12 protein-coding genes are annotated in these 15,209 nt (G+C 68.5%); 7 read left to right on the top strand and 5 right to left on the bottom strand.

Annotated elements, in window-relative coordinates:
* Window positions 1–25 precede the first annotated feature (25 nt).
* From KAQ61_RS17145 to KAQ61_RS17130, 4 genes are read left to right on the top strand one after another with little or no spacing between them, the layout of a single operon-like run.
* Complete coding sequence (locus KAQ61_RS17145; protein ID WP_210929946.1) at window positions 26–1,009, top strand: 2-hydroxyacid dehydrogenase; 984 nt, start codon at window positions 26–28, stop codon at window positions 1,007–1,009.
* Window positions 1,010–1,045: 36 nt separating this feature from the next.
* On the top strand, window positions 1,046–2,383 hold the full coding sequence (locus KAQ61_RS17140; protein WP_210929945.1) for an enolase C-terminal domain-like protein: 1,338 nt from the start codon (window positions 1,046–1,048) through the stop codon (window positions 2,381–2,383).
* A gap of 48 nt (window positions 2,384–2,431) precedes the next feature.
* Window positions 2,432–3,532, top strand: a complete 1,101-nt coding sequence (locus KAQ61_RS17135) for an SMP-30/gluconolactonase/LRE family protein (RefSeq protein WP_043385551.1) — start codon at window positions 2,432–2,434, stop codon at window positions 3,530–3,532.
* A 33-nt stretch (window positions 3,533–3,565) separates the two neighbouring features.
* Window positions 3,566–5,014: an aldehyde dehydrogenase family protein gene (locus KAQ61_RS17130; RefSeq protein ID WP_210929944.1), complete on the top strand. Its 1,449-nt coding sequence runs from the start codon at window positions 3,566–3,568 to the stop codon at window positions 5,012–5,014.
* Window positions 5,015–5,200: 186 nt separating this feature from the next.
* On the opposite strand, the gene KAQ61_RS17125 is transcribed toward KAQ61_RS17130, so the two are convergent.
* Window positions 5,201–6,100: a YihY/virulence factor BrkB family protein gene (locus tag KAQ61_RS17125; RefSeq protein ID WP_210929943.1), complete on the bottom strand. Its 900-nt coding sequence runs from the start codon at window positions 6,098–6,100 to the stop codon at window positions 5,201–5,203.
* Between the two features lie 270 nt (window positions 6,101–6,370).
* On the opposite strand from KAQ61_RS17125, the gene KAQ61_RS17120 reads away from it, so the two are divergent.
* Window positions 6,371–7,933 carry an acetyl-CoA hydrolase/transferase family protein gene (locus KAQ61_RS17120; RefSeq protein ID WP_045265713.1) on the top strand — a complete coding sequence of 521 codons (1,563 nt, stop codon included), beginning with the start codon at window positions 6,371–6,373 and terminating at the stop codon, window positions 7,931–7,933.
* Between the two features lie 72 nt (window positions 7,934–8,005).
* Here KAQ61_RS17120 and KAQ61_RS17115 read toward each other — a convergent pair whose 3' ends face one another.
* Both KAQ61_RS17115 and KAQ61_RS17110 read right to left on the bottom strand, forming a co-directional pair.
* Window positions 8,006–8,701 carry an LrgB family protein gene (locus tag KAQ61_RS17115; RefSeq protein WP_042411949.1) on the bottom strand — a complete coding sequence of 232 codons (696 nt, stop codon included), beginning with the start codon at window positions 8,699–8,701 and terminating at the stop codon, window positions 8,006–8,008.
* 3 nt (window positions 8,702–8,704) lie between these two features.
* On the bottom strand, window positions 8,705–9,172 hold the full coding sequence (locus KAQ61_RS17110; protein ID WP_244982934.1) for a CidA/LrgA family protein: 468 nt from the start codon (window positions 9,170–9,172) through the stop codon (window positions 8,705–8,707).
* Between the two features lie 77 nt (window positions 9,173–9,249).
* Here KAQ61_RS17110 and KAQ61_RS17105 point away from each other — a divergent pair, with 77 nt between their 5' ends.
* Complete coding sequence (locus KAQ61_RS17105; protein ID WP_210929942.1) at window positions 9,250–10,161, top strand: LysR family transcriptional regulator; 912 nt, start codon at window positions 9,250–9,252, stop codon at window positions 10,159–10,161.
* 50 nt (window positions 10,162–10,211) lie between these two features.
* On the opposite strand, the gene argE is transcribed toward KAQ61_RS17105, so the two are convergent.
* On the bottom strand, window positions 10,212–11,372 hold the full coding sequence (gene argE, locus KAQ61_RS17100) for an acetylornithine deacetylase (RefSeq protein ID WP_210929941.1): 1,161 nt from the start codon (window positions 11,370–11,372) through the stop codon (window positions 10,212–10,214).
* Window positions 11,373–11,903: 531 nt separating this feature from the next.
* On the opposite strand from argE, the gene KAQ61_RS17095 reads away from it, so the two are divergent.
* Window positions 11,904–13,934 (top strand): acetate--CoA ligase family protein, encoded by a 2,031-nt coding sequence (locus KAQ61_RS17095; protein WP_210929940.1) that lies wholly within the window; start codon window positions 11,904–11,906, stop codon window positions 13,932–13,934.
* 103 nt (window positions 13,935–14,037) lie between these two features.
* Here the strand turns inward: KAQ61_RS17095 and KAQ61_RS17090 are convergent, their stop codons facing one another.
* The gene (locus KAQ61_RS17090; RefSeq protein ID WP_210929939.1) at window positions 14,038–15,099 is read right to left on the bottom strand and encodes an NAD(P)-dependent alcohol dehydrogenase; all 1,062 of its coding nucleotides are present in this window, start codon (window positions 15,097–15,099) and stop codon (window positions 14,038–14,040) included.
* Window positions 15,100–15,209: the final 110 nt, after the last annotated feature.

Raw genomic sequence — 15,209 nt, 5'->3', positions numbered from 1 at the left:
CCGCAAATTCCAAGGATTTCCCAGCATGGCGACCACCCGACCACGCGTTCTGCAATACGGCAAGATGCCACTGCCCCAGCTCGATGCCGAGCTGGCCCAGGCCTATGCGGTGACGCTGCTGTCCGAGCAGCCGGACCCCGACCGCTTCCTGGCCGATCACGGTGCGCAGTTCGAATACCTGGTCACCTCGGCCGCCATGGGCCTGCCCGCCCGTGTGGTCGACGCTCTGCCAAAGCTCAAGTTCGTGAGCAGCTTCGGCGTGGGCTTTGACGCCCTCGACAAGGACGCCCTGCTGCGCCGCGGCGCGCGTGTGGGCTACACGCCCGGCGTGCTCGACGACTGTGTGGCCGACCTGGCCTTTGCCCTGCTGCTGGACGCTACACGCGGCCTCAGCGAATCCGACCGTTTCGTGCGCCGCGGCGACTGGAGCCGGGGCCGCTTTGGCATCCGCACCCGCGCCAGCGGCAAGCGTCTGGGCATCTTCGGCATGGGCCGCATCGGCAGCACCGTGGCGCGCCGCGCCTCGGGCTTCGACATGGAAGTGGCCTACCACAACCGCCGCCCCGTCGAAGGCTCGTCCCACCAGTACCTGCCCTCGCTGCTGGAGCTGGCGCGCTGGGCCGACATCCTGGTCATCACCGCCGCCGGCGGTGAAGGCACGCGCCACCTGGTGAATGCCGAAGTGCTGGCCGCGCTGGGCCCGCAGGGCTTCCTGGTCAACGTGGCCCGCGGCAGCGTGGTCGACGAGGTCGCCCTGGCCGATGCCCTGGAGAACAAGCGTATCGCCGGTGCGGGCCTCGACGTATTCGAGGACGAGCCCCGCCCCCTGCCGGCCCTGCTGGCCCTGGACAACGTGGTGCTGGCACCCCATATCGCCAGCGGCACGCATGAAACCCGCCGCGCCATGGCCGACCTGGTGCTGCGCAACCTGGCGCAATTCATCGCCACGGGCGAGCCCGAGGCCGAAGTGCCCTGGTCGGCAGCGCAGCAGACGGCCACCGCCGCATAGACCCTTTCTTTTCCGACACAGCCCCCAAAGACCGCCATGTCCAGCACCCCGACCATCACCGAAATCGAAGTCATCCCCGTCGCCGGCCGCGACGGCATGCTCATGAACCTCAGCGGCGCGCATGCGCCCTACTTCACCCGTAACATCGTGCTGGTGCACGACAGCGCGGGCCGTACGGGGGTGGGCGAGGTCCCCGGCGGCGAAGGCATTCGCCAGGCGCTGGAGGACAGCAAGCCGGTGCTGATGGGCCGCTCCATCGGCCAGCACCTGCAGCTGCTGCAAGAGGTGCAGAAATCCCTCGAAGGCCGCGACACCGGCGGCCGTGGCCTGCAGACCTTTGACCTGCGCATCGGCGTGCACGCCGTGACCGCCATCGAATCCGCCCTGCTGGACCTGATGGGCCAGCACCTGGGTGTGTCCGTGGCCGCGCTGCTGGGCGAAGGCCAGCAGCGCGAGCGCGTGGAAATGCTGGGCTACCTGTTCTTTGTGGGCCCCAGCGACCAGACCGGCATGGACTACGTCAAGCCCGGCGAAGACACACTGGGCACGGACGACTGGCACCAGGTGCGCCACATGACGGCCATGACGCCCGAGACCATCGTGCGCCAGGCCGAAGCCGCCTACGCGCGCTACGGCTTCAACGACTTCAAGCTCAAGGGCGGCGTGCTGGCCGGCGAGCAGGAGGTCGAGGCCGTCACCGCGCTGGCCCAGCGCTTCCCCGAGGCCCGCGTCACCCTGGACCCCAACGGCGGCTGGCTGCTCAAGGATGCCATCCGCCTGATGCGCGACATGCGCGGCGTGCTGGCCTATGCCGAAGACCCCTGCGGCGCCGAAGGCGGTTTCTCGGGCCGCGAAGTCATGGCCGAATTCCGCCGTGCCACCGGCCTGCCCACGGCCACCAACATGGTCGCCACCGACTGGCGCCAGATGGTGCACGCCCTGTCGCTGCAGTCCGTGGACATCCCCCTGGCCGACCCCCATTTCTGGACCATGGCCGGCTCCGTGCGCGTGGGCCAGACCTGCCGCGACTGGGGCCTGACCTGGGGCTCGCACTCCAACAACCACTTCGACATCTCGCTGGCCATGTTCACCCACGTGGCCGCCGCCGTGCCCGGCAAGGTCACGGCCATCGACACGCACTGGATCTGGCAGGACGGCCAGTACCTCACGCAGAACCCGCTGCAGATCAAAGGCGGCTTCGTGGAAGTGCCCAAGACCCCCGGCCTGGGCGTGACCGTGGACCGCGCCGCCCTCAAGCACGCCAACGCCCTGTACCTGGAACACGGCCTGGGCGCGCGCGACGACGCGATCGCCATGCAGCACCTGATTCCCGGCTGGAAGTTCGACAACAAGCGCCCCTGCATGGTGCGCTGAACCCCGCCGCGCCCGGTTCACCCCCTCGACACACACAGGAGACACGCCATGCCATCCACCCTCAACCGCCGACGCCTGCTGCAGGGCGTGGGCGCCTCGGCACTGGGTGCCATCGGCGCCAGCGTCGGTGCGCAGTCCTTCGGCTTTGTGCCGAACCAGCGCTACCCAGACCCGGCCGTCTACATCCTGGACCCCAGCTTTGCCAAGTACCGCATCTACAGCAGCACCGTGGAGCAGTTGGGCAGCGGCATGCGCTGGGCCGAAGGGCCGGCCTACTTCCCGGACACGGGCACGCTGATCCTGTCGGACATCCCCAACAACCGCCTGATGAAGTACGAGGAAAAGACCGGCCGCTTCTCGGTGCACAAGGAGGGCGTGAACTATGCCAATGGCAACGCCTGCGACCGCCAGGGCCGGCTGATCAGCTGCGAGCACTCGGTCACGCGCCGCGTGGTGCGCACCGAGAAGAACGGCCAGATCACGGTGCTGGCCGACCGCTTCGAGGGCAAGCGCCTGAATGCACCCAACGACGTGGTCGTGAAGTCGGACGACAGCATCTGGTTCACCGACCCGCTGTTCGGCATCAATGGCGAGTGGGAAGGATCGCGCGCCACGCCCGAGCAGGCCACCACCAATGTCTACCGCATCGGCCGCGACGGCCAGATCACCGCCGTCATCACCGACCTCGTCAACCCCAACGGCCTGGCGTTCTCGCCCGACGAGAAAAAGCTCTACGTCGTCGAATGGAAGGGCACGCCCCACCGCAGTGTCTGGAGCTTCGATGTTTCGGCCGATGGCCACACCCTGTCCAACAAGACCAAGCTGATCGACGCGGCCGGCCCCGGCGCCCTGGATGGCTTTCGCGTAGACCGCGACGGCAACCTGTGGTGCGGCTGGGGCTTCTCGGGGGCCTTCGCGCCCGAGGCCTCCGACATCGGCGGCGGCATGCAGGCCCACCTGCCCCTGGGCAAATCCGAGGAGATGGACGGTGTCAAGGTGTTCAACGCGCAGGGCAAGCCCATCGGCTTCATCCGCCTGCCCGAACGCTGCGCCAACCTGGCCTTCGGCGGCCCCAAGCGCAACCGGCTCTACATGGCCAGCAGCCACTCCCTCTACGCGCTCTATGTGGAAACACATGGCGCCGTGTGACACACAGCCCCTCTTTCATCCCCCAGTACACCCATGACCCAGTACCACAACCTCATCGACGGCCAATGGACCCCCGGCCTGTCCTACGCCCCCAACACCAACCCCAGTGACCTGTCCGATGTGATCGGTGAGTACGCCCAGGGCGGCGCCTCCGACGTGCAGGCAGCCGTGGCCGCCGCCACTGCCGCCTTCCCGGCCTGGTCCACCTCGGGCATCCAGGCGCGTTCGGACGCCCTGGACAAGATCGGCACCGAGATCCTGGCGCGCAAGGCGGAGCTGGGTGAGCTGCTGGCCCGCGAGGAAGGCAAGACCCTGCCCGAAGCGATTGGCGAAGTCGGCCGTGCCGGCCAGATCTTCAAGTTCTTTGCCGGTGAATGCCTGCGCCTGAGCGGCGAGACCGTGCCGTCGGTGCGCCCCGGCATCGGTGTGGAGATCACGCGCGAGCCGATCGGCGTGGTCGGCCTGATCACGCCCTGGAACTTCCCCATCGCCATCCCGGCCTGGAAGATCGCCCCGGCCCTGGCCTTCGGCAACTGCGTGGTGCTCAAGCCCGCCGACCTGGTGCCCGGCAGCGCCTGGGCCCTGGCCGACATCATCCACCGCTCGGGCATTCCTGCCGGCGTGTTCAACCTGGTCATGGGCCCAGGCCGTGTGATCGGGGAAGCCCTGGTCAACCACCCCGATGTGGCGGCCATCAGCTTCACCGGTTCGGTGGGCGTGGGCCGCGGCATTGCCGAGGCCTGTGTCAAGCACGGCAAGAAGGTGCAGCTGGAGATGGGCGGCAAGAACCCGCAGATCGTGCTGGACGATGCCGACCTGAACCAGGCGGTGGAGCTGTCCGCGCAAAGCGGCTTCTACTCCACCGGCCAGCGCTGCACGGCCTCGAGCCGCCTGATCGTGACCGACCAGATCTACCCGGCCTTCATCGAGGCGCTGCAGGCCCGCATGGCGCGGATCAAGGTCGGTGATGCGCGTGCCGCCGGCACCGACATGGGCCCGGTGGTCAGCCAGGCCCAGCTGGAGCAGGACCTGAGCTATGTGGAGATCGCCAAGGCCGAAGGTGCCCGTCTGGCCGCCGGTGGCGCCCGCGTGGCCTGCCACACGGGCAGCGGCAAGGACGGCTACTACCTGGCGCCCACGCTGTTCGTGGACACGGAAGCCGGCATGCGCATCAACCGCGAAGAAGTGTTTGGCCCCGTGGTCAGCGTGATCCGCGTGAAGGACTACGAGCAGGCGCTGGCCATGGCCAACGACACACCGTTTGGCCTGTCGGCCGGCATTGCCACCACCAGCCTGAAGTACGCCACGCACTTCAAGCGCCACAGCCAGGCCGGCATGGTGATGGTCAACCTGCCCACGGCGGGGGTGGACTACCACGTGCCGTTTGGCGGGCGCAAGGGCAGCAGCTACGGGCCCCGCGAGCAGGGCCGCTATGCCCAGGAGTTCTACACCACGGTCAAGACGGCCTACACGCTGGCGTAAACCGGGTTCCACTTTCTTCTCTTGATACCGGGCCTTCGGCCCGGTTTTTTTACGCCCGGGCAGCGGGCATGCGAACCAAAACAGGCTGCAGCCCAGGTGCCACAAGCGCCAGGCGCTCTGATTTTAGAAGAACAGCGCCGCAGCACGGTGCCGACCAGGCCCCTGCACCGCCAAGCGCACCCAGCCTCAGGGCGGCACTGCAGCCCTAAGGTCCAGCGCCTTGGCCACGCTGGCGGCCAGCAGCAGGATGGCGGACGTCACGTAAATCCACATCAGCACCACCACCAGCGACCCCGCCGCGCCATAGGCCGAAACCACGGCCGCCGTGGACAGGTACCAGGCCAGGGCCTGCTTGCTCAGCGTGAACAGCGCGGCCCCGACCACGGCACCGCAGACCAGGTGGCGCAAGGCCGGCCGGATCCCGGTGCCCAGGCGCATCAGCCCCACAAACAGCACCGTGACCACGGCAAAGGACACGGCTTCGTTCAGCACGCTGATGAGCAGCCCCGGCGGTGCCATGTCCAGCCAGGCGCCGGCCAGCTGGGTGAACAGCTTCAGCGCGGTGGACAGCAGCATGGTCACCAGCAGCAAGAAGCCCAGCACCAGCACATAGGCCAGCCCGCGCAGGCGCAGCGTGGCCAGCTTCCACCAGACTTTGCGCGGTGGCGGGGCATCGCTGCGCCCATGGCGCCACAGCTTGTCCAGGGCGTTCTGCAGTTCCACAAACACCCCGGTGGCGCCCGACAGCAGCAGCACAAAGGCCACCAGCGATGCCAGCCGCCCTTCAGCAGGCCGCTGCGCGCTGGCCATGGCCGCCTGCACCACGCTGGCGCCGCGTTCGCCCATCACGCCGTGCACCTGCTCCAGCAAGGTGCTTTCGACCACGCTGCGGTCCATCCACCAGCCCAGCAGGCCGACCACCAACAAGACCAGCGGCGACAGGCTGAGCAAGCCATAGAAGGTCATGGCCGCGCTCATGCGCAGGCCGTCGGCCTCCAGCCACAGCCGCACGGCGTCGATCAACGGGGTGAAGGGGCGCGCCAGTCGTGCCGCGCCAGCTGTCCAGCGAGAAAGTGCAAGGGCCATGCCGGCGATTGTGACCGCCACCGTGGTCGGCCCCGTGTCAGCCCATGCCGTCGCCGCGCCCACGGGGTTGGCCTGCACCGGTTTTTGGGGGCGCCCGGCGTGGACCAAAGCACGGCTGGCACCCTCTGCGCCACCCGCGTTTTCCCTGATCAACTACGCTGGCATTGGGCTGGGGCTTGTGTTTCACTGCGGGTTGCCGCCTAAGGTGCAACCCTAAAAAAGACAACAAGGCGCACATGCAACGACAGTGCCGCCGTGGAGACCGCCCCTATGCACACGACTTTCACCCACGCTTCCCCCGCGGACCGCGTGCTGTGCCCCGCCCTGCGCGAACGCATCATGACGGCCGACCAGGCAGCCAGCCTGATCCAGTCCGGCATGACGCTGGGCATGAGCGGCTTCACGCCAGCCGGCGCCCCCAAGGCCGTGCCCCAGGCGCTGGCGCGCCGCATTGAAGAACAGAACGCGCAGGGCGGCAACTTCCGCATCAGCCTGTGGACGGGGGCCTCCACCTCGGCCGAGCTGGATGGCGCCCTGGCCAAGGTGCACGGCATCGAACGCCGCCTGCCCTACCAGTCCGACCCGACGGTGCGCAAGGAGATCAACGACGGCCGCATGCAGTACGTCGACATCCACCTCTCGCACGTGGCGCAGTACGTGTGGTTCGGTTTTCTGGGCCACCTGGACGTGGCGGTGATCGAGGTGGCGGGCATCCTGCCCGACGGGCGCCTGATCCCCTCGACCTCGGTGGGCAACAACAAGACCTGGCTGGAGCAGGCCGACAAGATCATCCTGGAAGTCAACAGCGCCCAGCCGGCCGAGCTGGAGGGCATGCACGACATCTACTACGGCGCCGCCGTACCGCCCAAGCGCAAGCCGATTCCCATGGAGCACCCGTTCGACCGGATTGGCGACCCCTACCTGCACTGCGACCTGAGCAAGGTGATTGCCGTGGTGCCCACACAGCAGCGCGACAAGCTGGCCGGCTTCACGCCGCCCGATGCCGACTCGCAGCGCATTGCCCAGCACATCATTGACTTCCTGCAGCACGAGGTGCAAGTGGGCCGCCTGCCGCCCGAGTTGCTGCCCCTGCAGTCCGGTGTGGGCAACATCGCCAACGCCGTGCTGGCCGGCCTGAACCACGGCCCCTTCGACCACCTGAACGCCTACACCGAAGTGCTGCAGGACGGCATGCTGGACATGCTGGAATCCGGCAAGCTGGATACGGCCTCCACCACCTCACTGGCGCTCAGCCCCGCCGCCATGGAGCGCTTTCTGGCCAACATCGAGTACTACCGCCAGCGCATCATCCTGCGCCCGCAGGAAATCTCGAACCACCCCGAACTGATCCGCCGCATGGGTCTGATTTCCATGAATGCGCTGATCGAGGCCGACATGTACGGCAACGTCAACAGCACGCACGTCATGGGCTCGTCCATCATGAACGGCATCGGCGGCAGCGGCGACTTTGCGCGCAACGCCTACCTGTCCATCTTCATGACGCCGTCCATGGCCAAGGGCGGCAAGATCAGCTGCATCGTGCCCATGGTGTCCCACGTGGACCACACCGAGCACGATGTACAGGTCATCGTCACCGAGCAGGGCCTGGCCGATCTGCGCGGCCTGGCGCCGGTGCAGCGCGCACGCTTGATCATCGAGAAATGCGTGCACCCCGACTACCAGGCCGCGATGACCGACTACCTGGAGCGCGCGCTGCGCGAGGCGCCGGGCAAGCACACGCCGCACCTGCTGGACGAAGCCTACGCCTGGCACCAGCGCTACCTGAAGACCGGCAGCATGCACGCGCCCGCCCCGATCCTGCGCGCCGCCTGAGTGGCAACGCCACGCAATTCAGCATCCGATTGGCTTCTAGCGTTTGCCCCATCAGCGCTAGAAGCTATATTTTTAGAAGAATATATTCCGCACCCAGGGCGCCGCCAGCACATTCACGGCGCCGGCAATCATCATCACCAGCGAGGCCACCACGGCCTGCACCTCGCCGAACTGGCGCGCCTTGGCCACGCCGCTGCCGTGGGCCGCACCGCCGAAGATGGCGCCGGCTGCCAGCTTGCTGCGCACGCGCGGCAGCAGGCGCAGCACGGTCTCGCCCATCAGCATGCCGCTGACGCCGGTCAGCAGCACGAACAGCGCCGCCAGATCGGTGGGCCCGCCCAGCACCTTCTCGGCCTCGATGGCGAAGGGCGTGGTGACGGAGCGCACGGCCAGGCCCTTTTGCAGCGCTTCGGACAGGCCAAACAGATCGGCAAACGCGATGGTGGTGGCGATGGACACCGTGCTGGCCACCAGCACGCCGGTGGCGATCGACATCCAGTGCTTGCGCAGCAGCTGGCGGTGTTCGTGCAGCGGCAACGCAAACGCCACCGTGGTCGGCCCCAGCAGCCACACCAGCCAGTGCGTCTGGGCGATGTACTGCGGGTAGCTGACACGGGTCAGCAGGGCCAGGCCGATCAGCACCATGGGCGTGGCGACGATGGGCATCAGCAGCGGGTGCGGGTGTTGGCGGTACAGGCGCTTGTTGAACGCGTAGCAGGCCACGGTGGCCAGCAAGGACAGCACGCCGATGACTTCGTTCGACAGCATGGCTCAGCCCCTCGACGGTGTGGTGGTCTCGCGCGAGGACCGGCGCCGCGCCAGCCACAGCTCGAAACGGTAGACCCGGTCCACGGCCAAGGCGGTCGCGGCCATCACGCAGGCGGTGCTGGTGACGATGACCGCCAGGATGCGCAGGCCCTGGTGGCGGATCAGGTCGGGGTATTCGGTGACCACCAGCATGGCGGGCACAAAGAACAGCAGCATCTCGGCCAGCAGCCAGTTGGTGCCGCTTTGCAGCCAGCGGGCCTGGACCAGGCCGGTGAACAGGCCCACGGCCAGCAGGCCGAAGCCGATCAGGCCGGCCGGCATGCCCCAACCAAAGTGCTGGCGCAGCACGTCCATGCTCACCCAGATGGCGCTGAGCAGGCCCACCTGCAGCACCCCCTTGGCCAGCGGCCAGGCACGCTGCGCGGCACGGGCGGTGAAGGGCTGGGCGGTGAGGAACGAAAACTTTGACATGGCGCAAAGTCTAGGGTTTACCCATATATTCGTAAAATGAATAATTCCCATCAAAGCGATGCCATAAAGGAATCCCTATGGACCTGCGTGCCCTGCGCTATTTCATCGAGGTCGTGCGCCAGAACGGCTTCACCCGCGCGGCCCAAACGCTGCATGTGACCCAGCCGACCATCAGCAAGATGGTCAAGGCGCTGGAGGACGAGCTGGGCGGCCCGCTGCTGCTGCGCGAGGGCCGGGGCGTGCAACTGACCGACGCCGGCCAGGTGGTTCATGACCGCGGGCTGGAGATGCTGGAGCAGGCCCGGCTGCTGCGCCAGCAGGTGGCCGAGGTGGATGACATCACGCGCGGCGAACTGTCGGTGGGCATCATGCCCACCGCCGGCCACTACATGGCGCCGGTGATCGCCCGGTTCCAGCAGCGCTTTCCGGGCGTGAACCTGCAGGTCAACGAACAGGGCGCGCGCGCCCACTACCAGATGATCCAGGAGGGCCAGCTGGACCTGGCGCTGGGCCTGTTCGACGCGCCCGACCCGGCGGTGGAACGCTACACCGTGGCGCGCCAGACCACGCGCGTGGTGCTGCCTGCGCACCGCGTGACCGACCCCAACCTGCCGATGCGCTGGCAGGACCTGCGCGAGCTGCCGCTGGTGCTCTACACCTCGGACTTCGCGCTGCACGAGCATGTGCTGCAGCAGTGCGCGGCGGCGGGTTTCACGCCCCGGGTCACGCTGCAGACCCGCTACTGGGACTTCATCGGCCACCTGGTGGCCGCCGACGTGGGCGTGGCCGTGATGTTCGAGCACGTGATCGCCCAGTACGACCCGCAGCGCGTGGCCAGCCGCCCGCTGGTCGGTCCGGCGATCACCTGGGACGTGGCCCTGATGTGGCGGCCGGGCTACCTGTCACGCGCTGCCCGGGCCTGGCTGGACTGCGTGCGCGAGGTCTATCCGCCCGCGGATGGTCACACCCCAGCCACAGCAAAAACATAGCTGCCCACGCAGTCAGGGCAAGCGCTGCAGCCTGTTTTGACTTCAACTCGTTAGAGCGACTGCGCCAGCTTGCGCAGGAACTGCTCGCAGCGCGCCAGCTGCGCCAGCTCCACGTATTCGTTGGCCTTGTGCGCCTCGGTGATGGCGCCGGGGCCGCAGACCACGCTGGGGATGCCGGCCTGCTGGAACAGGCCAGCCTCGGTGGCGTAGGCCACCTTGCGCTTCTCGCGGTCGCCGGTCAGCGCCTGCACCAGGACGTTGATGGCCTCGGTGTCGGCGCTGTTGAAGGACGGTGCGCCGGCCAGCGATTCGAACTCGATGCGCGCCTCGGCGAACTCGCGGCGCATGCGCGGCAGCAGCTCCTGCTGCACATAGGCTTCCACCTGGGCCTGGATGTCGTCGGGCGCCATGCCGGGCAAGTTGCGGAACTCGTAGGCGAACTCGCAGTGCTCGGGGATGGTGTTGACCGCAATCCCGCCGCTGATGCGGTTGGTGGTCATGGTGGTGTAGGGCACGTCGAAGAACGGGTCGTACGGCCCCTGGGCCTTGAAGGCCTCGGCCAGGTCGCGGATGCGGCAGATCAGGCGCGCCGCGTATTCGATGGCGTTGCTGCCGCTGGGCGTCAGCGAGGAATGCGCCGCCTTGCCATGCACCTTGCAGCGCCACACGTTGATGCCCTTGTGCGCCACCACGGGCTGCATGCTGGTGGGCTCGCCCACGATGCAGCCGTCAAAGCGCTGGCCCTGCAGCTTCAGCTGCTCCAGCATCACGGGCGCGCCGATGCAGCCCACCTCCTCGTCGTACGACAGGGCAAAGTGCAGCGGCTTGCGCCGCGGCATGGCCAGGAACTCGGGCACCAGGGCCAGCCCGGCGGCGATGAAACCCTTCATGTCGCAGGTGCCGCGCCCATACAGGCGGCCGTCGCGCTCGGTCAGCGCGAACGGGTCGGTGTCCCACTGCTGGCCATCGACCGGCACCACGTCAGTGTGGCCCGACAGCACGATGCCGCCCTGGGTGCCGCCATCCTGGGCCGGCAGCGTGGCGAACAGGTTGGACTTGGCGCCGTCGGGCGACTTGAACAGCTGCACCGGCACGCCGTGCGCGGCCAGCGCATCGCGCACATGCTCGATCAGGTGCAGGTTGGAGTTGCGGCTGGTGGTGTCGAAGGCCACCAGGGTCTGCAGCCAGTTGCGGGTGTGGGGTGTGGTCATGGAAAAGTCGCTAGGCAATCCGCCCGGGCGCACCGCGCCGGGCCTCACGGCGAGTGTACGGTGCAGCCCGGCTGTGCCAGCGGCCCGCGCAGCCATCGCCCCTGCCCCCGGCGTGGCAAACCCCGCCCCTTGGCGGACTGTTGCCCAGATGGCCCGCCATCCTGTTAAGCTGGCGCCCGTTGTTTTCTGCCGATGGAGCGATGGCAGACAATGGTTGCCCGGCGGCATCGCTCCGCTCTTTTGAACAGGCCCCACACCGCAAGCCAGCAGTCCGCGCACGTGGGCTGGGCTTGGAAAGTCCCGTATGACTGACATTCACATGCCGCTGCGCGTGGATGGGCCTGCCCTGGTGCAGCGCCGCTGACCCCCTGGCCCCGCCACTGCCTGCGTCCATGCCTGCGTCCAACGCCCCCCTTTTCCCCGTGTGCTGGCACACCACCGCCGGTGGTACCCTGCACCGCGCCTGCTGGTCCTGGCAGCGCGGTCCACGGCCAGCAGACACCCCCCGTTTCAGACCCTGAAGGCTTGCTTATGCGCGTCCTCAACCCCTCTGTCCCGCACATCGAGAAAGTGCACAACTGCCAGCAGGCCTACGTCCTGCGCACCCGCCACTGGACGGGCAACAACCTGTGGAGCCCGCACCCGGTGCTGGAGGCCCAGCTGCTCGACATGGAGCCGCCCCTGTGGCCCCAGCTCGAAGAGCTGCTGCACGCCCTGCTGCAGGCCGTGGCCCTGCCGGACCGCGTGTGCGAAGGCCATCCCCAGTCCAACGGGCGCGGCACCATCGTGCTGGAGGCCAGCGAGGCCGCCCTGGGCCGCTGCGTGCTGCAGCAGGCCCTGGAACTGCTGGCCCTGTCCGCCACGCAGCGCGCGGTCGAATGGGCTGCCGCCCTGGCCCGCATCCGCTTCGTGATCGATGAGGAATGCCTGGGCCCCAGCACCGCCTGCATCGCCAACGCCGCCCTGCAGCGCTACCTGCCCGCCTACCGCCTGTTCCCCAAGGGCAACCTGGTGCAGCTGGGCATGGGGGCGGCGCAGCAGCGCATCTGGACGGCCGAGAGCGACCAGACCGGGGCCATCGCCCAGGACATCGCCTCGGACAAGGCCCTGACCAAGCGCCTGCTGGCCAATGCCGGCATTCCCACGCCCCAGGGCGACCTGGCCGCGTCACCGGCCCAGGCCTGGCAGATCGCCCAGCGCCTGGGCGTGCCGGTGGTGGTCAAGCCGCTGGACGGCAACCGCGCGCGCGGCGTCAGCCTGGACCTGGTGGACCAGGCCTCGATCGAAGCCGCCTGGCAGCTGGCCAAGCGCGAAGGCACCCAGGTGCTGGTGGAGCGCTGCATCCGCGGCCATGAGCACCGTGTGCTGGTGGTCGGCCACCAGGTGGTGGCGGCCACGCGCGGCGAGACCCTGGGCGTGGTCGGCGACGGCCAGTCCACCGTGGCCGAGCTGGTGGAAGCCCAGATCAACCAGCACCCACGCTGCCTGGTGGACATGACGCTGGAGCGCATCGAGCTGTCACAGAACGCCAAGATCCTGGTCGAGCTGCAGCGCCAGCAGCTGCAGCCGGAATCCGTGCCCGCCGCCGGCCAGGAAGTGCTGCTGCTGCGCACCGGCAACCTGACCGTGGACTGCACCGACGAAGTCCACCCCGACGTGGCCCACCACGCCATCATGGCGGCGCGCACCATCGGCCTAGACATTGCCGGCATCGACATGGTGCTGCAGGACATCCGCCAGCCCATGCTGGAGCAAGGCGGCGCCATCGTCGAAGTCAACGCCGGCCCCAGCCTGCTGATGCACCTGTACCCCGTGCACGGCCAGCCGCGCGCCGTGGGCGAGGCCATCTGCACCCACCTGTTCCCGCACCCGGCCGACGGCCGCATTCCCGTGACCGGCATCCTGGCCGAGGCCGACACCGGCCTGCGCATCGCGCAGACCCTGGCCGTCTGGCAGCAGGCCCAGGGCCACACCACGGGCGTGGCCAGCGGCGATGCCATGTACCTGCAGGCCCAGCGCATGCTGCCGCCCGCCAGCCCAGCCCCCTCGGCCGGCCAGCGCGTGCTGATGCACTGCGCCGTCACGGCTGCGGTGATTGCCCAGGACCTGGACACCGCCGTGCAGGACGGCTGGGCCTACGCGCAGTGCGACCTGGCCATCATCCAGCCCGAATCCGGCACCGACGCCGCCGTGCAGCGCCGCGTGCTGGCGGCCCAGCTGCGCAGCGTGCGCCCCGGCGGCACGGCCGTGCTGACCCCGGGCGACGCCGCGCTGGAAGACCTGGCGCCGACCTGCCCCGGCCGTGTGGTCTGGGTGCACCCGGATGAACAGCACCCGGTGCTGCAGTCGCACCGCCGCCAGCAGGGCAGCGTGGCCTTCCTCCGCGACGGCCAGGTGGTCTGCGCCGACGGCACCACCGAAACCCGGCTGCCCCTGCCACCCCAGCAGGCCCACTGGGATCCGTACGCCTGGCTGGGCGTGGCCGCCGCCGGCTGGGCGCAGCAATGGCCACTGCCGGTGCTGGACGTGATCGCCCAGCAAAGCGGCGTGGACCCGCGCTGAGCACCTGCACAGGGCTTTTCAGCTTTTGTGGCTGACTGCACAGGCAGGACGTGCCTGGGAGGTGGTTTCACCCCTCAGGCACGCGCGGGCTGCAAAAGCCTTTTCAGCCCTGGCCCGCGAAGCGCGCCATGTCGATCACGAACCGGTACTTCACGTCGCTGCGCAGCATGCGCTCGTAGGCGGCGTTGATGTCCTCCAGCGCGATCACCTCGGTATCGGCGGTGATGCCGTGCTGGCCACAGAAATCCAGCATCTCCTGCGTCTCAGCGATCCCGCCGATCAGCGAGCCCGCCAGCGCCTTGCGCCCGACCACCAGGGCGCTGGTATTCAGCGGTGGCTCCTGGCTGCCCAGAAAGCCCACCAGCACCAGCGTGCCGCCCGTGGCCAGGGTGGGCGTGTAGGGATTGAGGTCGTGCGCATACGGCACAGTATCGAGGATCAGCTCGAACTGGCCGCGCACCGCCTTCATCTGCGCCTTGTCGGTGCTGATGACCACGCGGTCCGCGCCCAGGCGCCGGGCGTCGGCCTCCTTGCCGGGGGAACGGCTGAACAGCGTGACCTCGGCCCCCAGGGCCCTGGCCAGCTTCAGGGCCATGTGCCCCAGCCCGCCCAGGCCGACCACGGCCACCTGGCTGCCCGGCCCCACCTTCCAGTGGCGCAGGGGCGACCAGGTGGTGATGCCGGCACACAGCAGCGGCGCCGCACCGGCCAGGTCCAGCCCGCCCGGCACCTTCAGCACGAATTCCTGGCGCACCACGATCTGTTCCGCATAGCCGCCCTGGGTGGGGCTGCCATCCACGCGGTCGACGCTGTTGTAGGTGTAGGTGGCGCCGCGCTCGCAGTACTGCTCCCAGCCCTTGGCGCAGGCGCGGCAGGCCTGGCAGCTGTCCACCATGCAGCCCACGCCGACCACGTCACCGGGCTGGACACGCTGCACCGCACTGCCCACGGCGCGCACGCGGCCGATGATCTCGTGCCCCGGCACCGTGGGATAGACCGTCCCCCCCCAGTCGTTGCGCGCCGTGTGCAGGTCCGAGTGGCACACGCCGCTGTAGAGGATGTCGATCACCACGTCCTCGGGACGCGGGTCGCGCCGCACAAAGTGGAACAGCCCCAGCGGGCTGGTGGGCGACTGTGCGGCATAGCCGCGGGTGGCTTGGCTCATGGAATGCTCCTGTGCAGGGGTAAGAAATGGCCTACATGCTTTCACTGGCCGGGGCGATAGGCAGCACGGCCATTGTCCCTAGCATGGCAACAACCACCATTAAAAAACGC

Origin of the sequence: Comamonas aquatica (assembly GCF_018064205.1) — a bacterium.
Taxonomy (GTDB): domain Bacteria; phylum Pseudomonadota; class Gammaproteobacteria; order Burkholderiales; family Burkholderiaceae_C; genus Comamonas; species Comamonas aquatica.
The sequence above is the reverse complement of the archived record's forward strand: the minus strand, read 5'-3'. Positions and strand labels throughout refer to the sequence as shown.